Source organism: Bacteroides intestinalis DSM 17393 (assembly GCF_000172175.1).
Taxonomy (GTDB): domain Bacteria; phylum Bacteroidota; class Bacteroidia; order Bacteroidales; family Bacteroidaceae; genus Bacteroides; species Bacteroides intestinalis.
In genome coordinates this window covers 1,203,180-1,227,006 of record NZ_ABJL02000007.1, presented here as the reverse complement: position 1 = coordinate 1,227,006, position 23,827 = coordinate 1,203,180, and the positions used below count along the sequence as shown (strand labels likewise).

The window sequence follows — 23,827 nt, the reverse complement described above, 5'->3', positions numbered from 1 at the left end:
TTCAGCTTGTTATAACTTTACTTTTTTTGTACATCATGTCAAAGAACGTTTACCTCTAAAAGGTAGAGTGGAGAATAACGGATTCGAACCGTTGACCCCCTGCGTGCAAAGCAGGTGCTCTAGCCAGCTGAGCTAATCCCCCGAAGTAAGCAACCAACAGATTGCCAACTGCGTAGTCCCAGGCAGAGTTGAACTGCCGACCTCTACATTATCAGTGTAGCGCTCTAACCAACTGAGCTATAGGACTGTCGAGTTCAACCTCGCCTTGCGGCTCGGCTTCTTCTTTCTCATTTATATGTTTAAATAAACAATTACTCGTAGTCCAAGAGGTTCTTATGGTAGCATGACTTAAAGAACCAACTTTTAAAATCTAATACTTGGCTTGCGCCTCATTATACTCTGAGCGTCGCTCCAGAAAGGAGGTGTTCCAGCCGCACCTTCCGGTACGGCTACCTTGTTACGACTTAGCCCCAATTACCAGTTTTACCCTAGGACGCTCCTTGCGGTTACGTACTTCAGGTACCCCCGGCTTTCATGGCTTGACGGGCGGTGTGTACAAGGCCCGGGAACGTATTCACCGCGCCGTGGCTGATGCGCGATTACTAGCGAATCCAGCTTCATGGAGTCGGGTTGCAGACTCCAATCCGAACTGAGAGAGGCTTTTGGGATTAGCATCACATCGCTGTGTAGCTGCCTTCTGTACCCCCCATTGTAACACGTGTGTAGCCCCGGACGTAAGGGCCGTGCTGATTTGACGTCATCCCCACCTTCCTCACATCTTACGACGGCAGTCTCTCTAGAGTCCTCAGCATGACCTGTTAGTAACTAAAGATAAGGGTTGCGCTCGTTATGGCACTTAAGCCGACACCTCACGGCACGAGCTGACGACAACCATGCAGCACCTTCACAACTGCCCGAAGGAAGATCTGTTTCCAAATCCGTCAGTTGCAATTTAAGCCCGGGTAAGGTTCCTCGCGTATCATCGAATTAAACCACATGTTCCTCCGCTTGTGCGGGCCCCCGTCAATTCCTTTGAGTTTCACCGTTGCCGGCGTACTCCCCAGGTGGAATACTTAATGCTTTCGCTTGGCCGCTTGCTGTATATCGCAAACAGCGAGTATTCATCGTTTACTGTGTGGACTACCAGGGTATCTAATCCTGTTTGATACCCACACTTTCGAGCATCAGCGTCAGTTACAGTCCAGTAAGCTGCCTTCGCAATCGGAGTTCTTCGTGATATCTAAGCATTTCACCGCTACACCACGAATTCCGCCTACCTCTGCTGCACTCAAGACTACCAGTATCAACTGCAATTTTACGGTTGAGCCGCAAACTTTCACAACTGACTTAATAATCCGCCTACGCTCCCTTTAAACCCAATAAATCCGGATAACGCTTGGATCCTCCGTATTACCGCGGCTGCTGGCACGGAGTTAGCCGATCCTTATTCGTATGGTACATACAAAAAGCCACACGTGGCTCACTTTATTCCCATATAAAAGAAGTTTACAACCCATAGGGCAGTCATCCTTCACGCTACTTGGCTGGTTCAGACTCTCGTCCATTGACCAATATTCCTCACTGCTGCCTCCCGTAGGAGTTTGGACCGTGTCTCAGTTCCAATGTGGGGGACCTTCCTCTCAGAACCCCTATCCATCGATGTCTTGGTGGGCCGTTACCCCGCCAACAAACTAATGGAACGCATCCCCATCGATTATCGAAATTCTTTAATAACAAGAAGATGCCTTCTCGTTATGCTATCCAGTATTAATCTTTCTTTCGAAAGGCTATCCCGGAATAATCGGCAGGTTGGATACGTGTTACTCACCCGTGCGCCGGTCGCCATCAACCTATTGCTAGGTCATGCTGCCCCTCGACTTGCATGTGTTAAGCCTGTAGCTAGCGTTCATCCTGAGCCAGGATCAAACTCTTCATTGTAAAAGTATTGTTAGTCGGTATTGCTACCGATTCTTGCTCTGTTCAGGACGCTCGGTCTATTAAAAGTTTTCAAATTACCTATATATATAAGTTACTTGACGGTTCTTTTTTTATACCCAAGATTACTCCAAAAATGCAGTAACCTTGCTCTTGTACTACTTGTATTGTTTATGTAAATTCTTCAAAGATCGCTTCTTTTTTAAACTGATTTTCTTTTCAGAAAGCGGATGCAAAGGTAAGAACTTTTAAGCATATACTCCAAATAATTTCGGAAGTTTTTTTTCTTTTTTCTTTTTCTCGTCGTCTCTCTTTGCGAAAGGGAGGTAAAAGAAGAAGAGAAAGGAGTTCTTAGCAAACCGGTTTCTTAATCAGCAAGTCAATCGTCGATTGCATTCCTTTCGGAAAGCGGGTGCAAAGGTAAGAACTTTATCACATAACCTCCAAATGTTTCGGAAGTTTTTTTTTTTTCAAATTTCTTTTCGACCGCCGCATTCTTGGTTGGAATTAAGGCAAAAGGAAAGAAAAACGTCAGAGTTCTTACGCCGTTTCTGTCAGAATGTCAATTGCAAGGCTTTCCGTCTCTTGGAAAGCGGGTGCAAAAGTAGCGCATATATCCATTCACTCCAAATATATCTATCATTTTTTCGCATGTTTTTTGAAACAATTTTGTAACTCGTTGATTGATAAGGATGTTGTAGAACATATTTTTGAAAGAAAGTGTGGGCGGGCACGGAAGGGTACACATTATATATATACGTGCACGCGAGAAGGGAGAAAAGGTACTCAGTCATTGTTTTACCTACCATATCCCCTTAAAGGACACTCCACCCCTTCCAATTCCTCCGTTATCGGGGGAGAACAATTCCAACAATGAAGAAGAATTAAGATAGCATTGTTATAGGAGATATAAATTAAAGAGAGAACTATAAAAAAGAATACGGAGCTCATCACGGGCTCCGTATTCAAGAGATGAAAAGGATTAAAAAAAATGAAATCCACTGGTTAGGTGAGGTATTTATTCTTTTTAAAAAGAAACAGATAACGTAAAAAAGACCTAATTCCCATTTTAGCGTTTAATAGACCTTCATAATCCATGATTATTTGGCGATGCAAGGATATAACCTTGTTTGCAAGCTCTGTTATCTTAGTAAAATCATCATTTAACTCTTTCTCCCACTGAACATGCGAATAAATCTCTTCTCTCAAGTCGTCATTGATTTTTGCCAATCGGGCATTTTCCTGATAAAGCCAGTCTAAATGGCCTTTAGGAACTCGCTCAATGGTTTCATCATCAGGACAAGACTTAATGGAATTCGATTCAAGAACTTTATCAAGTTCATCAGTATCCACCATCGGATTGGGGTCATCACAAGGATCTCTTTTAAAAAAAGAAGAGTACGTCACATAATCGAGTCTAATCCATTCACGGATTTGTTCTTCAGGTATGCCGTATTTTTCGGCTGTCGATTGCATAGAAAGCCAATTAGCCATATAGTGTTTGATTATAAGTTTAAAATCAACCCTATACGGCTAATGTATATTAGAGGTACGGGGCCCTACCAATCCCAACAGTCAGGTATGTGGCGCACCCTTGACACAGGACGAGTAAGCCCGTACCAAAGACTGATACAGGCTACGCTCATCCGGGTACCAATTAAATTGCCACATTTAGACCGTTCCGGAAGAGGACATGACTATATATTAAGATATCATCATGTCAATTAGTTCAGTCACAAAGATATGTCTTTTTTTTCACATTCAACAACAAAAACTATTATTTGTTTCGAATTAAACAGAAAAAAACATGCCCCAGAATGCTAAGTATCTGTCTAACTACTCCTTAAACTCACTGTTCTTTTAAATGTCTTTATTATAAACATTTTCACCCCTCCACACTCGTGAAACGCCCTATTTATCAAGGTTAGCGGGTGGAAGGGTATTTTCAGGCAAGGCAACTACCGAATAGTAATTCCCGTAACGACTCCGCGAGCGGGGAAACCCTAAAGGAGCTAACTGTTGAGCAAACGCATTCGGATTAACTCCACGCATAGCTGCCAGATTCTGCTTTTTCAGAACTTTGAAAATATCAGCAGCAGAAAGGCGTTGTACCATTTCATCCTTATCTTCAGTCATGGCAGGGCGAAAACAAGCATAAAGAATTTCCTCCATCATACTGCGCCGCTGAAATTTCTTATTATATTCCTTCAACTCAGACTCTTCTTCCGCTGTAAACCAATACCGGACTCCTTCCAGAAGTTCATGTTTCAACTGGGCATAGATTTGTTTATGCTCGATATGCGAGCAATCTATCTTCCCTTTCACTTCCACACAAAGAAAACGGCGGCTCCCTGTAGGGTCGGAAAGCAAATCAAAACGATTGCTCGTACCGATAAAAGAAGCAATACGTGGCAAGTTGCGATAGTTCCTTTGATAGGCTTTGCAAAGATTCAGGTTCGCCATCTGCATCAGATTCTTCAATAAGGGCATTTTAGAAGTAGGATATTTATCAAACTCATCAAGATTCAGCAATCCCATTTCCGACATTTTACGGGTAACATTTCCCTTTGAAGTCAGTTCCACTTCATCTGAATAGTAACGAGCCAGAGTTTCAGGCATCAGACTTTTACAAAAGGTAGACTTTAAACACCCTTGCTCCGCACTGATAAGAATAGGCGCCACGCTGTTGGCATGCTTTCCCGTCATTCCCAGCCATTGTGCAGTGAGGGCCAATATCCAGATATGGAAATCCTTCATCCACAACGGATTGGAAGATACACGGCGGGCAAGCGCTTCAAGACGATCCACTCCATCCCAGGCAGGAAGTTCATCCATATAAAGAAGGAAAGGATGATAAGCAGGAACACAAGTGGAATAAAGATAACGGCTGATATCCTTGTCCCAACATGCAATTCCCCGTGCATGGGCCTCAAGGCAAAAAGTATTCAGTTCCCGCTTTCCAACAGATGAGAACCCCTCTCCCACTTTACCCGCCGGACGGAATTCGGTTTCTTCCGTCAACAGATTATGACGGAAATCATAAGCGGATTGCAGGAAGCGGTTTACTCGATCCGTCAGACTGACCGGCGAGGACTTCACAAGCTCCGCAACAGGGTTAGCTGCTAAAGGAGTCGTTTCCGGCTGATTTTCTACTACTTGCTTCACTTCTCCCCAGCCTTCCCAAAGAGAAACAATGAATTGCATAAATTTTGTCTTCATAATTTAATTGTTAGTTTAGTGATTGCTGCCACGAAGTTAGCATCACAGATATACCTTTTGCAAGTATTTTGAGTGGTTTGTTACAAATTAATGCCGCTAACTAAATACATATAGTTTGTTGACATTATACATATAGTATTGTCATGTTTTAGATAAAGCATCTGATAGTGTTGACAGCCGTCAACCATCTTGTTTTCTATCGTCAACATATTTACCGACATCTGTCAAGAGATCTGCCAACAACTATCAACACTACCAGATGCTTTATCTAAAATTTGCTCTTCCTATATATAAATGGTACATTTGCACCATTATCTACCTATAAAACGACAAACAATGGCTATACTTTTTGAATGGTATGAGAATCCGGTACCTAACGATCAAACGGACCCAAAAACAATCCATGCACGCATCACCCTCAATGGAAAAGTAGGAACAGACGAAATCCGCCACAAAATACAGGCACGCAGTTCGCTGACAGAGACGGATGTGTCGGCAGTGCTCGATGCACTATCGCATATAATGGGAGAAGAATTGGCGGAAGGACGACAAGTACATCTGGACGGCATCGGATACTTCCATCCTACACTGAAATGCGAGGAAGGAATCACAATGGAAACGAAACGAAAAAATGAGAAAGTGAAACTGAAGGGCATCAAGTTTCGCGCCGACCAAGCGTTGAAGAACGAGATAGGCAATGTTAAACTGAAGAATTTCAAGCATAGCGGGCACTCCAGCAAGCTATCGGACGTGGAGATAGACATGCGACTGAAGGAATACTTTGCCGAACATCAACTGATGACACGCCTGGACTTCCAGCATATATGTGGTTTCATGAAATCAAAGGCAATGGAACACCTGAGACGACTAAAAGCAGAAGGAAAAATAGAAAACATCGGACGACAAATGCAACCGATATATGTACCCGTGACAGGATACTACGGAGTAAGCAAAGACAAAATAGTAACAAGATAAAAGTAAAATAAGGAGCAAAAGCCCCCTTCCACACGCAAACCCCGATGAATAAGGGAATACAGCCGTGTGGAAGGGGGCTTTACTTTTCTCTATTTATATTCAAACAAGCCCACAAAATTCAACAAATAAATGACAGCTAAGTTCTTGCAGTACTTAGTGTTATGATTAGCGCAAAGATATAAATAAATATTAAAAAACAAACAAATCAAACGTTAAAATGCAAATGTTTATTTACTTCTGATATACGATTTATTTATTTATATTAGGTGATAATACAACTCATACCATTCGAAGCTCTCTAATGATGTTATTCATGTTTAAGTACTGCAAGAACTCAAGAAATAAAAATACTAATTTTAAAAAGAGAGCTTATGAAAAGGAAACTACTATTTATCATGCTGGCCTATCTGTTTTTATGGACAAGTGCAACATTGGCCCAAGTCTCCAAAGTAACCGGAGTCGTGATTTCAGAAGAAGGCAATGAACCAGTGGTTGGTGCATCTATTCTGGTGAAAGGATTCTCGCAAGGAGTGATTACCAACGTAAACGGAGAGTTTACACTCACCAATGTCCCCAATGATGCCAGAACCTTAATTATCTCGTTTGTTGGCATGAAAACGCAGGAAGTTGCAATCAAGCCTCAACTCAGAATCATCATGTCAAACGATTCTCAGATGTTGGATGAAGTGATTGTAACAGTAGCCTACGGTACAGCAAAAAAATCATCGCTGACAGGAGCCATTTCATCCGTCAATCAGGATCAGATTGAAATGCGACCAACCTCCAGCGTAACTTCAGCATTGGAAGGAACGACATCGGGCGTACAGATTAATAGTACTTACGGTGCACCGGGTAGTGATCCGTCGATCCGCATTCGCGGTATCGGAACTGTAAACGGTTCGAGCACTCCGCTTTATGTGGTAGACGGTGTTCCTTTCGGAGGAAATATTTCGGATATAAACCCGGCCGATATAGAGAGCATTTCAGTTCTGAAAGATGCAGCTTCAGCCGCACTATACGGTAACCGCGCATCAAACGGTGTGATTCTGATCAGCACAAGAAAAGGGACTTCCAACAAAATCAGTTTCGACCTAAAAATCAACCAAGGAGTCTATTCACGCGGTATCAAAGAGTATAAACGTACCTCGCCTAACCAATTTATGGAAGCAAGTTGGCAAAACCTGAAGAATGCACGTATGTCTGCAGGTGATGATGCAGCCACTGCGGCCAAGTATGCGTCGGAAAATCTGATTTCGGAACAACTATATCTTAATATATATAATAAGGCGGACAATGCTTTGTTCGACGCGAATGGTAATCTGGTTTCGGATGCACAAATCCTTCCGGGATATGCCGATGACCTTGACTGGTATTCGGATGCCATCCGCAATGGATACCGGCAGGAATATTCCTTTAGCGGAAATACCGCCAACGAAAAGAGTAACTATTACTTTTCCATCGGCTATCTGGATGAGAAAGGTTATGTGACAAACTCGGATTTCAATCGTATCTCAGCCCGTACCTCCATGAGCTTCACCCCTAAAAAATGGTTCAAGGCAGGCATTAACCTATCCGGCACGCACCAAAATTCTCATGCAACCAATGGGGACAGTGACGCTGGATATACCAATGCATTTATGTATTGTCGTCAGATAGCCCCCATCTATCCCGTGCATCTGCATAATGCCGATGGTTCTTATCGCCTGGATGCCCTGAACAACAAACAGTACGATCCGGGATACTATAAAGATGACGAGGGAGTAACGATCTCTACCCGTAACCAATATGTAGACCGTCATGTAATCTGGGAAAACGAATTGAGTACGGACAAAACCATACGCAACACACTGCAAGCTATCGCTTTTGCAGATGTCAAGTTCCTGAACGACTTCACATTCACAGTGAAAGGCGACCTCAACGTGCGAAACTCCGAGCAGACCTCTTACGACAATGCCACTATCGGTGACGGTAAAGGAAACAACGGACGTACCAAGCGAGTGACTTACCGCTATAAGAATTATAACTTCCAGCAGCAACTGAACTGGAATCATGTATATGGCAAACACTACATAGATGTACTGGCAGCACACGAAAACTACTCCAACAATTATGATTATGAGTATGCATTCAAGACGACCGAGACATTTGCCGGAAAGCCGAATCTATCGAACTTCACAGATATTACCAGCCTGACCGGCTACGAGACAGACTATCGTACAGAAAGCTACCTGGGACGTATCCGCTACAACTACGCCGAGAAATACAATCTGGAAGTTTCGTTCCGCCGTGACGGTTCATCCCGCTTCTCCAAACAGAACCGCTGGGGTAACTTCGGTAGCATCGGTGCAAACTGGATTATATCAGAAGAGGACTTCATGCAATCTCTCACCTGGATAAACTCTTTGAAGTTCCGCGCCAATTACGGACAAGTGGGAAATGATGCCGGAACCGGATATTATGGCTACATGGGACTTTATGCCGGTAGCCAGAATGCAAACATCGGGGCATATTATTTATCTCAGAACGAAGCTCTCGATCTGAAGTGGGAGACCGGAGAGGCTTATGGTATAGCACTTGAAGGCCGTTTGTTCAACCGCTGGAACATTAGTCTTGAGTATTTTGACAAACGGAACAAGGATCTTTTGTTCGATGTTTATCTGCCGTTGTCAGCAGGAGCCACTTCCACCACATCCGCACAGGCCACCATTGCAAAGAATCTGGGAACCATCTCCAATAAAGGTTTCGAAATCAATACGGACATCGATATCTACAAAGATAAGAAATGGAAAGTGAACTTTGCAACGAATGCCACATTCGTCAAGAACAAGATTGTGAAGCTGCCTGAACAAAATAAGGATGGGATCATATCGGGAAACTACAAGATAGTAGAAGGTAAAAGCCGTTATGAGTTCTTCCTGCCGACTTATGTCGGTGTCGATCAACTCACCGGTAACTCCCTGTACACACTCAATATGGAAGACTATTTCATCACACTGCCCGATGGCAGCAAATTGGGAAATGCAGAAGGTACTGACATCAGCGACAATGAAAGCCTGACTTCCATCAACGGCACTTATTATACCAACAACACGACTTACGCCCTGAAAGAATTCCACGGTTCGGCACTACCCAAAGTCTACGGCAGCTTTACCGGTACGGTATCTTACAAATCACTTACTTTCTCCGCCTTGTTCACCTACTCGTTGGGAGGTCAAACCTATGATGGGGTATACCGTTCGTTAATGACTACAGGCACTTCACCCGGCAACTTCCACTCCGACATTATGAATGCCTGGAAAGCGGCTCCCGAGGGAATGTCAGAAAACTCGGCAGACCGCATCTGGATAGATGGTATTCCTCAGATAAACAGCATGATGAGTGCGAACAATAATTCCGCTTCTTCCAGATGGCTTGTCAGTTCGGACTATTTAGTAGTTAAAAACCTCACACTGAGCTACCGGCTACCGGCTTCCTTTGTGAAACGACTGGACCTGCAGGGAATAAGCGTGAGCGCAAACTGCGAGAACTTATGGACATTCACAGCCCGCCAGGGCATGAATCCCCAGCAATCATTCGGCGGTTCGCAATACAACTATCTGGTAACTCCGAGAGTATTCTCCGTTGGTATCAACATTAAACTATAATAATAAAACGCTCACTTATGAAAAAGATATTATACACATTAGGACTCACAGTTCTGTTGGCCTCGTGCGGCAGCAACTATCTGGATACTGTACCCCAATCATCTACGGGTACGGCCACTATCTTTGAAACCACTCAGAATGCCAAACTCGCAATAAATGGTATTTGCAGGTTAATGGTCAACCAATATCTCAGTTCACAAGGATTCAATGGCGAAGGAACTATCAAGACGTGGTATGGCAACTATCCGGGAAACGATTTTCAGAAATCAAACCTGACCGGATGGTCTTCCATCATCAATTCGCTTTATCACGAAAGAAATACTTCAAGTTATTGTTATTACCCCTGGTTCTACTATTATAAGCTGATAGGTAATGCCAATGCCATCATTGAAAACATAGACAATGCCAGCGGTAGCAATGAAGAAAAGCAGTTTATAAAAGCTCAGGCACTGACATTCAGAGCATACAGCTATATGATGCTGAGCCAACTCTATTGTCATCGCTGGTGCGACAGTAATAATGGTTCCAGCCGCGGACTTCCCCTGCGCATAGACCTGAGTACGGGTGAGCTGCCAACTTCTACACTGGCAGAAGTTTACGGCCGAATTTATGAAGATTTGAATGAGGCTATCTCCAATTTCACAGCATCGGAACTGGACCGCGCGAGCGGGGACAATTACAGTCCGAACCTGGATGTGGCTTATGCCACCTATGCCCGTGCGGCCCTGACTCGTGAAGACTGGGCAACCGCTGCACGCTATGCAGTATTGGCACGTGCCAATTATCCGTTAATGACAAACTCCGAATATGTGGATGGCGGTTTTAATACCCCTAACCAAGAATGGATATGGAGCAGTTACAATGCTACGGACCAGAATTTACACTATTATTCATTCTTTGCCTATCAGGGCAGCAACTCCAGCGCCAGCATTTGCAGAACTTACGCATGTTCCATCAGCAAAGAACTGTACGATCAGATTCCTGAAACCGATGTACGTAAGAACATGTTTCTGGGGCCCAAAGAAGGTGAAACATATACCACATCTACCGGACGGGCTTCGAAAGGTGCCCTGTATGATCGGGCTATGAAAGATTATGCCGACAAAATTTATAGCACCAGTTATATCTTTGCCTATATGCAGTTCAAAATATTATGTGCCGACCAACCGGGTATAGGGCAATTGAATAATTTCCGTTCGGCAGAGATGTATCTGATTGAAGCCGAAGCCAACTGCCACATAGGCGGCAAGGATGCAGAAACACAAAAATTACTGGTTGCCCTGAATAAGGATTCAGGCCGCAACCCCGCCTATACCTGTACGAAAACAGGAGATAACCTGCTACAAGAAGTGAAACTGTATCGCAGGATAGAGCTCTGGGGCGAAGGTTTCGACTGGTTCGACTACAAACGCTGGAAAGAGCCGATCGTGCGCAAGGCATATCCGGAAGGCAGTTTCCATGTACAGTTTGCTATAACCATCCAACCTTCGGACAACAATCAGTGGACTTGGGTATTCCCGGCCAAAGAAGTCGATTATAATGATGCACTTTCTTCATATATAGAATAAGCATAAACTCTCTCTGACAGTAAGCGGAAGGGAATGTGTCAAAACTGAATAAAAGAACGCAAATTACACAAATAACGCAAATTTAAAATCAGATAAGCTCTGATTATCAAAAGTATAAGAAAACATTATTTGTATAATTCGTGTAATTTGTGTTCTAATCTTTATTTTGATACACTCCTCTTCCCTATTTCTATCATTTTCGTTACCTCACGAAAATGATCATCAACATTACTTGTTCCTTTCTTGCTATTTTTATCTTTCAAATTCAAAAATACGATAACCACTGTTGTAGTAATATCTCCCGCCACCACCGCAAGCCAGATTCCCGTCACGCCGAACCATGCAGGCAGTATAAAGAAGAACAAAACCGGCAAGATACCACGCAGCAGTGTAAGCCTCATCGCCAGATTAATACGTTCAATACTGGTATAGTATCCTATTGTGATTACATTGATCCCGAAGAAAATGTAATCGACAGCAAACAGAGGCAGACCGGCAACCGCATACTGCCAGGCATGGCTCGTCCGATCCGGCAAGAATAAGGAAACGATATCGCCGGAGAAACAGACAAACACTCCGCTAATCAGCAAAGCGAACACAACAGCAGAAATGATGCATAAACGCAACGCCTTATTGGACCGCAATAACTGTCCGCAACCATAATTGTAGCTAACAATGGGTTGTGCCGACTGAACCATAGCATTGAACACCATGAAAATAATAGGAAACAGATAGCAAACAAAACAGTATTCCCATAATGATACTGACAATCGTCAGCATAACGATTGACTGCGTAACATTGATATTGGCGACCACCAATTTGCCACGAGACAGATTAATGGAAGCAAGAATTCCTCCGCCCATACCGAACATCAGTCCCAACCCGGCCGCTATCATAAAAATAGGCGCCGCAATATTCACCGCGGCAATAGCATCACTACCTATTCCGCGTCCTACGAATATCCCGTCGACAACAGTGAACAATGCGGATGATACCATACCCAGCAACGTGGGGAAAAGTTGTTTTGTAAACAACTTACTCACACTCATGTTTTTGAAGTCCAAATTATCCCTTTGCATATCTCATTGTTTTTAAAAAAGCGGTGCAAAGGTAGGTTTCATTAATTTGTTGATACTTAACAAATGGTAATTAAAACATTTGCATTATCTTTGTCTTTCAATATATAAGTAGCTGAATTATGAAAACTTATCTCAACATTTTCTTCCTGTTCCTGATTCTGTGTGCCTCATGCGGCAGCCGGAAAGCAAATGACAACAAGGGAACAACACTTCAGGCAGACACCGTGAAAAAATTCACGCTTCCCATTATACCAGCCATGCTGAATACCCCCGAATTGCGTGCAGATTATCTGGTACGGCACTACTGGGACAATATGGATTTTACCGATACCACTTATATTAATCTGCCGGATGTTACGGAACAAGCGTGGGTGGACTTTATAGATATTATGAAGGTAGTTCCGGACACTACTGCGATAGCTGCCATAAAGCAGATGTATAAGATGGCAGATCAAAAGAAAGTAGTACTCTTCTATTATACAGACTTAGCTGAAAAGTATTTGTATGACCCGAACTCTCCGATGCGGAATGAGGAACTTTACATTCCGGTGCTGGATGCCATGCTGGAAAGCAAGGTGTTGAATGATACGGAGAAAATACTTCCGCAAGGACGCAGGGAACTGGCAGAACAGAATCGCATCGGAAGGCCGGCAAAAGATTTCACCTATACATTGCTGTCCGGGAAAGGCGGTACGCTCTACGGAGTGAAAGCAAAATATACGCTGCTGTTTATCAACAATCCGGGATGCCATGCTTGTGAAGAAGGTATAGAAGCCTTGAAACAGGCACCCGCCATCAATAATGAGTTTGCCGCAGGAAACTTAAAGATACTGGCTGTTTATCCGGATGAAGATAAGGAAGAATGGGAAAGACACTTACCGGATTTCCCAAAAGAATGGATAAACGGGTATGATAAAAAACTCGTCATAAAGGAAAAGAATCTGTATGATCTGAAAGCAATACCTACCCTGTATCTGCTGGATAAAGACAAGAAAGTATTGTTGAAAGATGCAACGGTGGCGCAGATCGACCAGTACCTGCAATAAGTGATTAGTGGTGAGTGATCACTAAAAATATCCCCTCTCACCACTCCACATCGTGAAGGATAAAAGGGGATGAAGAAACGAGAGAAGAGAGAGTATTGATTTATTCTTTATTCCCTGCCACCACCTAAAGCCTGGTAGAGATTGATAATTCCCTGTATCTCATCGAAGCGGTCGGCTATCTGCGTCAGTTGGGCAGAGAGCAACGATTGCTGGGCGGTAAGTACTTCCAAATAGGTGGAGTTACCATGTTTCATTAACAGTTGCGTGCTGCGGACTGCGGTTTCCAATGAAGTGATCTGTCCGTCGCGCAACTCCGTTTTGCCACGAGCCACCTGCACTTGGGTAAGGGCATTGTTCACTTCACTTCCTGCATTCAGCAGAGCCTGCTGGAAAGAAAGCTTAGCTTCTTCCTGTTGGGCTTTGGCTATTTTCAACTGTGCCATGTTCAATCCTCTATTAAATAAAGGTTGTGTCAGTGAACCGACTGCGGAGAGTAACAGTTTGCCCGGATTGATAATCATGCTTCCGGCAGAGTTTGTCCAACCTGCCGTACCTCCCAAAGTAATGGAAGGATAAAAGGCCGAACGAGCCGCATTGGTACTATAAAAGGCCTGTGCCAACGAAAGTTCCGCACTCTTCACGTCGGGACGACGGGAGAGCAACTGCAAAGGAACGCCAACGGTAAGTTCTTCCGGGAAGCTTTGTCCCTGTAACTTTCCACGTTCGATAGCGTCAGGCACATCACCCAGTAAAATAGAAAGCGAATTCTCGATTTCACGGATTTGCTGTTTAAGGTCGAGCAAAGCAGCTTCTACCATATAACAGTTTGCTTCGGTCTGGGCTACTCCCGCCTCATCCGTCATACCTGCTGCTTTCATGGCACGCATTGTCTTCACGCTCTCACGCCATTTGGCGGCAGTTTCGGCAGAGACGTTGTATTGTGCATCGAGCATTAATAAGGTATAATACATATTTGCCACATTGGCTATCAACGAAGTGGTGACAGCTTGTTCGTACTCCAGGCTCTGAAGGTACAAAGCTTTCGCACGGCGTTTCGCATTGGTCAGTTTACCGAAAATATCAATTTCCCAACTGGCGGATGCTATACCGCTATATGTCCAGGAACCTTTTGATTTATCAAAGCTACTGACACCTCCCTGCGGAGTCAACATAAAAGAAGGCAGATAGGCCAGACGGGCGGATGACAGAGTGGCTTCCGCTTCTTTGATGCGCCACTGAGCGGACTGCAAGTCGGTGTTGCCTTGCAGTGCATGCTCAATGAGAGATTGTAGTTGCGGGTCGGTAAACAACTCGCGCCAGGAGAGAGAGGCGATAGAGGTGGTGTCTTCCACCTCTACATCCTGCCCGTAAAGTCCGTCGGTCTTGATTTCGGGACGTTCATATTTGGTATAGATGCCGCAACTACTCAACAGCAAGGTTGCGACAGCTAAAGTGATGATTTGTTTCTTCATTTTTCTTTTGATTGATGTTCTTCTATTTCTTTCTTACTCACTTCCATCTCCTCCTCAATCTGCCAGTCTTTGGTAGGCATGGACTGAGCCGGACGAAGACGTTCCTGTAACCACTGGAAGGTGACGAACAAAGCCGGAACGATGAAAAGCAATGCCAATGTACCGATGGTCATACCACCTACTACACCCGTACCCAACGAACGGTTACCGTTAGCACCTACTCCGGTAGCTACCACCAGCGGGAACAGACCGAAGATCATGGTGAGTGCAGTCATCAGGATAGGACGAAGACGTGCTTTGGCTGCGCTGACTGCGGAAGCAATCAATCCCATGCCTGCTTTTCGGCGCTCGGCAGCATATTCCGTCAACAGAATGGCTGTCTTGGCAAGCAAACCGATCAACATAATCAAACCTGTTTGCAGATAAATGTTATTCTCCAATCCTGCTATCTTGGCAAACAAGAACGTACCCATCAGACCTACCGGAACCGCAAGAATAACTGCAAACGGAACGATGAAGCTTTCATAAAGCGCACTCAGGATAAGATAGATCATCAAAATACAGATACCGAAGATAATTACCGTCGTACCACTCTGCTGGTTCTCTTCACGTGTGATACCACCGAAGTCATAACCGTAACCTTTCGGCAAGCTGATTTCTGCTGTCTCTTTCACGGCACGAATGGCATCACCCGTACTATATCCCTCGGCAGGCATGGCATTCACAGCTATGGAATTATACATATTGAAGCGACTCAGAGTCTCGGCACCATAACTACGGGTCAGTGTAACGAACTGGCTCAGCGGAGCCATCTCACCGTTTGCCATCCGCACAAAGGTGTTGTGCAACGAAGTCTCATCCATGCGGTATTCAGGACCAGACTGTATCATAACCCTATATACCTTTGAGAAACGGTTGAAGTTAGATACATACTGTCCGCCATAGTAACCCGAAAGTGTGGAAAGCACTGCATCCGGAGTAATGCCGGCACGTTTACATTTAGCAGCATCTACCTCGACAGTCCATTGCGGATAGCGCACATCAAAAGTAGAATAAGCCATGGAGATTTCGGGACGCTGGTTCAAAGCACCCAGGTATTGTTGGGTAGTCTGGAAGAAAGTGTTCACATCCGTGCCCAACTTATCCTGTACATTCAGGTCGAGCGCATTACCCATACCATAACCCGGAATCATACCCGGAGCAATTGCAAAGATCGTGGCATCCTTGATATCTGCTGTGCGGGCATAAATCTGTCCGATGACAGCCTGCACCTGATCTTCTTTCTTCGTACGTTCATCCCAGGGTTTCAGCTTCACAACAATCATACCGAATGTATTTCCCTGTCCGGAAAGCAATCCGTAACCGGTTACTTTCTGGATATGTAACTTTTGCGGAAGAGCTTCCAAGCGTTCTTCTATACGAAGCATAACATCATCCGTAGTCTTCAGTGAGCTACCTGGAGCCGTACTTACGTTAACGAACAATACACCCTGGTCTTCATCAGGTACCAGACTGGTCTTCGTAGAATTCATCAGGAGTACTAACAATACAACGGAACAAACCAGCAACGACCATGACAACCAGCGACGCTTGATAAAGAATAGTACCGCATTCTTATATTTACTTACCACCACATCGAAAGCAGCATTGAACGAATTACGGAAACGGGCGGCGAAATTATTCTTCTGCGTACCATCTTCATTAATATAAGGTCTCAGCAACAGAGCGCAAAGGGCCGGACTCAGTGTCAAAGCGTTAATAGCTGAGATACCTACGGCAACCGCCATTGTCAAACCGAACTGCGTATAGAACGTACCGGACGTACCACTCATAAACGATACAGGGATGAACACCGCCATAAATACCAGTGAAGAGGTGATAACCGCATTACTGATACCTTTCATAGCGTCGATACTTGCCATATAAGAAGACTTATACCCGACATCGAACCTCGACTGTACCGCCTCGACGACGACTATGGCGTCGTCCACCACTGTACCGATCACAAGTACCAATGCAAACAGGGTAATCAGATTGATACTGAATCCGGCAACGGACATAAAAGCGAAGGTACCTATCAGTGACACGATGATACCCACCAACGGAATCAATGTGGAACGGATATCCTGCAAGAATACATATACCACCAGGATAACAAGAAGGATAGCCTCGATCAAAGTCTTTACTACCTCATGGATAGAAGCGAACAGGAAGTCATTGGAACTCATCATCTGTGTCAGCTCCACACCTTTCGGCAGGTCTTTGCGTACTTCGTCCAGCAGGTTGTCGATGTTCTGGTTTACTTCCGTAGCATTGGAGCCGGCCGTCTGGAATATCATACAGGAAACACCATTGTGACCGTCCATACCGCCTTTGTAGGCATAACTTTCCTTACCCAGTTCCACATCTGCAATGTCTTTCAACTTCAGCACTTCACCGTCTTCCGTAGAACGGATCACGATTTCACCAAATTCCTCCGGTGTAATCAAACGGCCTTTATACTTCATGGTATATTGATAGGTTTCGTCCGAATTTTCACCGAACGAACCGGTAGCCGATTCTATATTCTGCTCGGCAAGTGCTGCCGTCACGTCAGACGGAATCAGTTTGTACTGTGCCATCACATCAGGCTTCATCCAGACACGCATACTGTAGTCACCACCCATAATCATCATATCGCCCACACCTGCAATACGCAGCAACTGCGGTTTCAAGTTGATACTCATGTAGTTGGCAAGGAAGTTTTCATCGTACGAATTATCGGAGCTATGCAATGAAAACATCTGTAAGATACTGGTCTGGCGCTTCATAGTGGTCACACCTACCTGAGTAACTTCTCCCGGAAGCTGTCCAGTAGCTCTGGATACGCGGTTCTGCACATTAACGGCAGCCATATCCGGGTCGGTTCCCTGTTTGAAATAGACGGTAATAGATACCGAACCGGCATTGGTAGCGGTAGACGTCATATAGGTCATGTCTTCCACACCATTGATAGCTTCTTCCAACGGAGCGATAACACTCTTCTGCAAAGTTTCCGCACTGGCACCGTAGTACGTGGTGCTTACCATAACGGTAGGCGGAGCAATATCAGGATATTGTTCGACGGGTAGGGTAAACAACCCGATGATACCCAGAATGACAATCGTTATAGAAATGACTGCCGAAAATACCGGGCGTTCAATAAATGTTCTCAGATTCATGGATTAATCCTCCTTTTCTTTAGCTTGAATAGGTGTACCTTCGCGCAATAAACCTACGCCTTCGGCCACAATTACATCACCCACATTCAAACCCTTGTCTACAATATACTCTTTTCCACCATTCACACGGGTCACCTCCACCGGAGCAGACTGTGCTTTACCATCTACTACTTTAAATACGAACACTTTATCCTGCACTTCATAAGTAGCCGCTTGCGGAACAACGATACAGTTCCGTTTTTGAACAGGAACCACTACATTGCCGGCTCCCCCACTCTGTAACAATCCTTCTTTATTCGGGAATACAGCACGCAGGCTGACAGTTCCGGTAGAAGTATCGATAACTCCACTGATTGTTTCAATCTTACCCTGTGAAGGATAGGTAGATTTATCATTCAGAATCAGTCCAATAGCAGGCATTTCTTCCAGTGCTTTACTCCTGGAACCGTAGCGGCGCGTCATATCCAGCAACTGGTTTTCTGTCATCGAGAAGTAAACGTACATATCAGAATTATCGGAAACCGTAGTCAATGGCTTAGGCAGACTGGCACTGACCAAAGCACCCACACGATAGGGTAAAGTGCCTACAACACCATCGGCAGGACTCTTCACTTCCGTATAAGAAAGGTTATTGGCGGCACTTACACGTTGCGCTTCCGTCTGCGCCAATTGTGCTTTCGCCGTCAGCAGGTTATTATAAGATGTCTGCAAATCGAACTCGGAAATCACGTTCTGGGCAAACAATTCTTTTTTACTGTCATACGTCAGTTGAGCCGTAGCTACACTTGCACGTGCCGCTTCCACATTGGCTTCGGCAGTCTGCAAAGCCGCACGATAAGGCACTTGGTCGATAATAAACAAGACTTGTCCTTTGCGGACTGCCTGACCCTCTTCCACACAAAGTTTAGTCAGGAAACCGGACACCTGCGGGTAAATGTCAATGTCTTGTCTTCCCCGGATACTCGCTGAATAGGTCGTCTGCAATTCCTTGTCGGATGTCGTGATTCTCATCACCTCATACTCAGAACTGGTCTGCACGGTAGGAGCTTGTCCGCATGCTACCAATGTTACTCCACAAATGAATGTCATCATCTGTCTAATCAATCTCTTCTTTGTTGTCATACTACAATCTTTTTAAAAACATCTTTTGTTATGTCGGCGGCAAAGGTATGCCGTTTTTGAACAACAACTTGTTTCATTTGTCGCACTCCTTTGTTCATTTTCGGAACGGTTTGCTTAACATTCCAAAAAGAACTTCTACCTTTGTTCCAGCAAAACTTTAAAAAGATAAAGTATGAATCCATTATTAACTACGAAAGCAGAATCCTTCAGATCCGGAAGCGATAACCTGGAGTTTTACCACAACCGGCTCGTCAAACTGACAAACGGAGTCCTTATGTTCTGTTCCGGCGGAGAGGCGGAAATCACCATAGATCTGGAGAAGCATCACATTATACCCAATACGAATATCATGTTGTTGCCCGGTTCCATTCTCTCACTGAGATCGGCCAGCCCAGACTTCCAGATACACTATTTCGCTTATTCGGGTGAGATGATGAGGGTGGCGTGTTTCCGCCTGGACCCGGCATTCATGCATTTTATGAAAGAAAACTCCTGTTATACACATACCAGACCCGAAACAATACGCCCCATTCTGAGAATGATAGATGCAAGCGCTGCCATCTATGCCGACAGAGAAAATCAGTTCCGCGAGAGCATTGCCCAGAACCTGCTTCAAATATTCTTTCTGGATACTTATGATAAGGTGCAGCGATATTTCACCAAAGAACAATTGGAAGGAGGTAACCGGAAAGGGCAGCTGTTCAAAAAGTTCATTCATCTGGTACACACCAATTGTACCGCACAACGGGATGTAGCCTTTTATGCCGAGCAGCTTTGTATTTCTACACGCTACCTTTCTGCCATTACTAAAGAGGTAGGTCAGATTTCCGCAAAAGAAATTATTGACGAGTTCCTCACACTAGAGATTAAAGTCTCCCTGCAATCCACCAATCTCTCACTGAAAGAAATAGCCGACCGGTATAATTTTCCCGACCAGTCATTCTTCGGGCGGTACTTCAAAAAGCATACGGGGATGTCACCAAAGGAATACAGGGCAAAAAGAATATAATGAAACTTATTGGTACAACTTGTTCCCTTTTCATCCCGATATGAGTTATCTTACTTCACCTTTATAAGTACACGGTTGTTTCCTTTCATGGAAGTTCAGTTTACTCCAAATGGTAACTTTGTTAACCCCACACGGTAACTCCCTTTACATGCCGAAGTAAAGACCGTTACATACCGAGGTAAAGGCCGTTACAATAAGGGGTAAAGGCCGTTACATACGGCGGTAAATGCTTTTACATCCTATAGCAAGCCGTCGGTAAATGCTATTAGTTGATTATCAATAAGCTAATAAGAAATCCATTAGTTACCTCTCATTCATTATAGGAGGGGTATGAATAAAGTGTGATAGGGTGATAGCGGGATAAGACTCTTTGATATATAGCGCAGCCACTTTATCACCTTACCACATTATCACTCTTTTATTCCTTTTTATTCCAACATGAACAAAACCCTCTTACACTGTAAGAAAACAAAACAATACAACTGGTTAGTATAGGTTTTTAGCATTTATTTGATAACTTTGTACACGAATCAATTAAATACTAACACCATGAGAAAACTTAACCACGCACTTCTTGCAGGTGCTCTCGCCTTGGCATGCGCTTCGTGTACCGCGGAGAAAGAAGCTAACTACCAAGTGATACCTCTCCCCCAAGAGGTAAGCTTAACCCAAGAAAACCCGTTCAAACTGAACGAAAATGTTCTCATCGCTTATCCGGAAAACAATGCCTTATTGCAACGCAATGCTGAGTTCCTGTCGGAGTACATCCAACAAGCCACGAACTATGCACCGAAAACAAAGGCCATCGCAGCAGGAGAACAAGTAAAAAATGCAATTGTACTGGGACTCGATCCGAGCATTGCAAACAAGGAAGGCTATGTGCTGACTACCACCCCCGAGGGTATCAACCTCAACGGACAAACCGAAAACGGAGTGTTCTATGGCATCCAGACTTTACGCAAATCCATTCCCGCCGAAGCCAAAGAAGCAACCATCCTGATACCGGCAGGTGAAATTAAGGACGAACCGCGTTTCAGTTACCGCGGTATGCACCTCGACGTAGGACGTCATTTCTTCCCAAAAGAATTCATGAAGAAGTATATAGACTTGTTGGCACTGCACAACATGAATACTTTCCACTGGCACCTGACGGACGATCAGGGCTGGCGTATCGAGATTAAGAAGTATCCGAAACTTACGGAAATAGGTTCCCAGCGCAGTCGTACGGTAATCGGAAGAAACACACAGGAGTATGACAATACGCCGTATGGTGGTTTCTTCACCCAGGAAGAAGCGAAAGAAATCGTGAAATATGCACAGGAACGTTACATTACGGTAATTCCGGAAGTAGACCTGCCCGGACATATGCTTGCCGCATTAGCCGCTTACCCCGAAATGGGATGTACGGGTGGTCCGTACGAAGTATGCCCGCGTTGGGGCATATTTGAAGATGTGCTCTGCATTGGTAACGACCAGACGATGCAATTCCTGGAAGATGTAATGAGTGAAATCATTGAGATCTTCCCGTCGAAGTATGTTCATATCGGTGGTGACGAAGCTCCGCGTACCCGTTGGGAAAAATGCCCGAAATGCCAGGCACGTATCAAAACAGAAGGGCTGAAAGCGGATAAGAACCATACTGCCGAAGATCGTCTGCAAAGTTATTGCATGACACGCATCGAAGAGTTCCTGAATAGCAAAGGACGCCAGATCATCGGTTGGGATGAAATATTGGAAGGTGACGTAGCTCCTAACGCAACCGTAATGTCATGGCGCGGTATGGAAGGCGGTATCAAAGCTGCACAACTGGGACACGATGTTATCATGACTCCGACCTCTTTCTGCTATTTCGACTACTATCAGACGGCAGACACAAAGGATGAACCGCTCGGTATCGGCGGGTATGTGCCCATCGAAAAGGTATATAGTCTGGAACCCGTACCGGCAGTTCTTACCGAAGAACAAAGCAAGCATATTCTCGGTGCCCAGGCCAATCTCTGGACAGAGTATATCCATTCCTCCGAACACGTAGAATACATGGTATTGCCCCGTATGGCTGCCCTTGCCGAAGTACAATGGACGCAACCTGAAAAGAAGGATTTCAAAGATTTCACTAAACGTCTGGCCCGCTTGATGAAGTTCTATCAAAGAGATGGCTTCAACTATGCTAAGCATGTATTTGATCTGAAGGTTGACTTCACGCCGGACGTTACCAAGAAAGCGGTAGTAGTTACATTGAGTACCATTGATGACGCTCCTATTTATTATACATTAGATGGAACAGAACCGACCACAGCTTCATTGAAATATACAGAGCCTGTTTCCATTACCGAAACAGCAGATTTCCAAGCAGTGGTTATCCGCCCGGAAGGAAAGAGCAAAGTGGTGAATAAGAAAATTTCTTTCAATAAAGCTACATATTGTCCTATCGAGCTGACTTTCCAACCTTCGGAAAAGTATAAATTCGGAGGTGCTATCACCTTGGTAGACGGTATGAAGGGGAATGATAGCTATGCCACCGGAGCCTGGTTAGGTTTTGTAGGTGGTAATGTGGAAGCCATCATCGACCTAGGGCAGGAATCAGAAATCAAGCAGGTAGCTACGAATGCCATTGTTGATATGAGTGCCTGGATTATGGGAAGCACAGGGTTGGTAGTCTCTATATCTGACGATAACAAAGAGTTCCGCGAAGTAGCCGCTAAAGATATTCCGGCAGAAACAAACATTGATAAGAAGGGTGTGGAAAACTATGAGATAACTTTCGATCCGGTAAAAGCACGGTATGTGAAAGTTGTTATCAAGCGTAGCCCTGCCTTGCCGAAAGGACATGCAGGCGAAGGAAAAGCAGCTTATATGTTCATTGATGAAATAGAGGTGGACTGATAAAATACAGGAAGACCACTCAGTATCATTTCTCATAACGCTGATTGAGCGGATTATACGGATTCATTTAATTGCAAATCCATATAATTCGCTCAATTCGTATCTGAATAATTATTCTCAAAGCTTGTAATCGAATACTCTGTCATGCGACTAATGAAGTAAAGAGTTAAATTATGGACACTAGAAAGTTGGAAAAGCAATTCGTTGACTTTGTGACAGAGTATAAACAGATTATCTACAAGGTCTGCTATATTTATGCCACAGACAGCGACAGTCTTAATGATCTGTATCAAGAGACCGTGATAAATCTATGGAAATCTTTTCCTCGCTTCCGGGGCGAGTGCAAAACATCTACTTGGGTTTATCGGATTGCATTGAATACCTGTATATCCTTTTTCCGCAAATCCAATTCAAGGCCGGTTGTGGTTCCCATCACTATCGATCTGGAATCAGCCTTTGCCGATGAAGAAGAAAAGACATCCCAACTCCGTGAACTTTATCGCATGATAAACATGCTGGGCAAACTGGAGCGCGCGCTGATTTTGCTTTGGCTTGAAGAACGGAGTCATCAGGAAATTGCTGATATATTGGGGATCTCCAAGAATTATGTGGCCGTAAAACTCTATCGCATCAAAGAGAATTTGAAAAACATGTCTAACTCCTAAAATTGACGA

General features: G+C 44.4%; 12 protein-coding genes, 2 tRNA genes, 1 rRNA gene and 1 pseudogene. 7 read left to right on the top strand and 9 right to left on the bottom strand.

Annotated features, from left to right (window positions below):
* Nucleotides 1–68: 68 nt before the first annotated feature.
* The 5 genes from BACINT_RS08515 to BACINT_RS08495 form a co-directional block, all read right to left on the bottom strand.
* Nucleotides 69–142, bottom strand: a tRNA-Ala gene (locus BACINT_RS08515).
* Nucleotides 143–173: 31 nt separating this feature from the next.
* Nucleotides 174–247 (bottom strand) — tRNA-Ile (locus BACINT_RS08510).
* A gap of 168 nt (nt 248–415) precedes the next feature.
* Nucleotides 416–1,938 (bottom strand): 16S ribosomal RNA (locus BACINT_RS08505).
* A 1,002-nt stretch (nt 1,939–2,940) separates the two neighbouring features.
* Nucleotides 2,941–3,429: a hypothetical protein gene (locus tag BACINT_RS08500; RefSeq protein ID WP_007662231.1), complete on the bottom strand. Its 489-nt coding sequence runs from the start codon at nt 3,427–3,429 to the stop codon at nt 2,941–2,943.
* A gap of 417 nt (nt 3,430–3,846) precedes the next feature.
* Nucleotides 3,847–5,154, bottom strand: coding sequence for a VapE domain-containing protein (locus BACINT_RS08495; RefSeq protein ID WP_007662230.1), 1,308 nt, complete (start codon nt 5,152–5,154; stop codon nt 3,847–3,849).
* Between the two features lie 336 nt (nt 5,155–5,490).
* Between BACINT_RS08495 and BACINT_RS08490 the strand changes: the two genes are divergently transcribed.
* The 3 genes from BACINT_RS08490 (at nt 5,491) to BACINT_RS08480 (ending at nt 11,341) form a co-directional block, all read left to right on the top strand.
* A complete protein-coding gene (locus BACINT_RS08490; RefSeq protein ID WP_007662229.1) occupies nt 5,491–6,129 on the top strand; it encodes an HU family DNA-binding protein in 639 nt (212 codons plus the stop codon).
* A gap of 371 nt (nt 6,130–6,500) precedes the next feature.
* Complete coding sequence (locus tag BACINT_RS08485; RefSeq protein ID WP_007662227.1) at nt 6,501–9,773, top strand: SusC/RagA family TonB-linked outer membrane protein; 3,273 nt, start codon at nt 6,501–6,503, stop codon at nt 9,771–9,773.
* A 17-nt stretch (nt 9,774–9,790) separates the two neighbouring features.
* Nucleotides 9,791–11,341 carry a RagB/SusD family nutrient uptake outer membrane protein gene (locus tag BACINT_RS08480; RefSeq protein WP_007662226.1) on the top strand — a complete coding sequence of 517 codons (1,551 nt, stop codon included), beginning with the start codon at nt 9,791–9,793 and terminating at the stop codon, nt 11,339–11,341.
* A gap of 161 nt (nt 11,342–11,502) precedes the next feature.
* Here BACINT_RS08480 and BACINT_RS23620 read toward each other — a convergent pair.
* Nucleotides 11,503–12,421, bottom strand: a pseudogene (locus BACINT_RS23620) (MATE family efflux transporter).
* A gap of 119 nt (nt 12,422–12,540) precedes the next feature.
* Here BACINT_RS23620 and BACINT_RS08465 point away from each other — a divergent pair.
* Nucleotides 12,541–13,467: a DUF5106 domain-containing protein gene (locus BACINT_RS08465; RefSeq protein WP_007662223.1), complete on the top strand. Its 927-nt coding sequence runs from the start codon at nt 12,541–12,543 to the stop codon at nt 13,465–13,467.
* Nucleotides 13,468–13,574: 107 nt separating this feature from the next.
* On the opposite strand, the gene BACINT_RS08460 is transcribed toward BACINT_RS08465, so the two are convergent.
* The 3 genes from BACINT_RS08460 to BACINT_RS08450 are packed head-to-tail and all read right to left on the bottom strand — an operon-like array spanning nt 13,575 to nt 19,261.
* Complete coding sequence (locus BACINT_RS08460; RefSeq protein WP_007662222.1) at nt 13,575–14,939, bottom strand: efflux transporter outer membrane subunit; 1,365 nt, start codon at nt 14,937–14,939, stop codon at nt 13,575–13,577.
* Nucleotides 14,936–18,139 (bottom strand): efflux RND transporter permease subunit, encoded by a 3,204-nt coding sequence (locus BACINT_RS08455; protein ID WP_007662221.1) that lies wholly within the window; start codon nt 18,137–18,139, stop codon nt 14,936–14,938. Before BACINT_RS08455 ends, BACINT_RS08460 begins: the two co-directional genes overlap by 4 nt.
* 3 nt (nt 18,140–18,142) lie before the next feature.
* On the bottom strand, nt 18,143–19,261 hold the full coding sequence (locus BACINT_RS08450; RefSeq protein ID WP_007662220.1) for an efflux RND transporter periplasmic adaptor subunit: 1,119 nt from the start codon (nt 19,259–19,261) through the stop codon (nt 18,143–18,145).
* 172 nt (nt 19,262–19,433) lie between these two features.
* On the opposite strand from BACINT_RS08450, the gene BACINT_RS08440 reads away from it, so the two are divergent.
* From BACINT_RS08440 to BACINT_RS08430, 3 genes are all read left to right on the top strand, one after another.
* Nucleotides 19,434–20,270, top strand: coding sequence for a helix-turn-helix domain-containing protein (locus BACINT_RS08440; protein WP_007662217.1), 837 nt, complete (start codon nt 19,434–19,436; stop codon nt 20,268–20,270).
* Nucleotides 20,271–20,819: 549 nt separating this feature from the next.
* Nucleotides 20,820–23,153 carry a glycoside hydrolase family 20 protein gene (locus BACINT_RS08435; protein WP_007662213.1) on the top strand — a complete coding sequence of 778 codons (2,334 nt, stop codon included), beginning with the start codon at nt 20,820–20,822 and terminating at the stop codon, nt 23,151–23,153.
* A 173-nt stretch (nt 23,154–23,326) separates the two neighbouring features.
* Nucleotides 23,327–23,818 carry an RNA polymerase sigma factor gene (locus tag BACINT_RS08430; protein WP_007662211.1) on the top strand — a complete coding sequence of 164 codons (492 nt, stop codon included), beginning with the start codon at nt 23,327–23,329 and terminating at the stop codon, nt 23,816–23,818.
* Nucleotides 23,819–23,827 lie beyond the last annotated feature (9 nt).

What these genes read in the sequence shown, in the direction of transcription:
- BACINT_RS08480 (WP_007662226.1), top strand. Translation starts at nt 9,791, where the DNA reads ATGAAAAAGATATTATACACATTAGGACTCACAGTTCTGTTGGCCTCG.
- BACINT_RS08450 (WP_007662220.1), bottom strand. Translation starts at nt 19,261, where the DNA reads ATGACAACAAAGAAGAGATTGATTAGACAGATGATGACATTCATTTGT.
- BACINT_RS08435 (WP_007662213.1), top strand. Translation starts at nt 20,820, where the DNA reads ATGAGAAAACTTAACCACGCACTTCTTGCAGGTGCTCTCGCCTTGGCA.
- BACINT_RS08485 (WP_007662227.1), top strand. Translation starts at nt 6,501, where the DNA reads ATGAAAAGGAAACTACTATTTATCATGCTGGCCTATCTGTTTTTATGG.
- BACINT_RS08440 (WP_007662217.1), top strand. Translation starts at nt 19,434, where the DNA reads ATGAATCCATTATTAACTACGAAAGCAGAATCCTTCAGATCCGGAAGC.
- BACINT_RS08460 (WP_007662222.1), bottom strand. Translation starts at nt 14,939, where the DNA reads ATGAAGAAACAAATCATCACTTTAGCTGTCGCAACCTTGCTGTTGAGT.
- BACINT_RS08465 (WP_007662223.1), top strand. Translation starts at nt 12,541, where the DNA reads ATGAAAACTTATCTCAACATTTTCTTCCTGTTCCTGATTCTGTGTGCC.
- BACINT_RS08490 (WP_007662229.1), top strand. Translation starts at nt 5,491, where the DNA reads ATGGCTATACTTTTTGAATGGTATGAGAATCCGGTACCTAACGATCAA.
- BACINT_RS08455 (WP_007662221.1), bottom strand. Translation starts at nt 18,139, where the DNA reads ATGAATCTGAGAACATTTATTGAACGCCCGGTATTTTCGGCAGTCATT.
- BACINT_RS08500 (WP_007662231.1), bottom strand. Translation starts at nt 3,429, where the DNA reads ATGGCTAATTGGCTTTCTATGCAATCGACAGCCGAAAAATACGGCATA.
- BACINT_RS08430 (WP_007662211.1), top strand. Translation starts at nt 23,327, where the DNA reads ATGGACACTAGAAAGTTGGAAAAGCAATTCGTTGACTTTGTGACAGAG.
- BACINT_RS08495 (WP_007662230.1), bottom strand. Translation starts at nt 5,154, where the DNA reads ATGAAGACAAAATTTATGCAATTCATTGTTTCTCTTTGGGAAGGCTGG.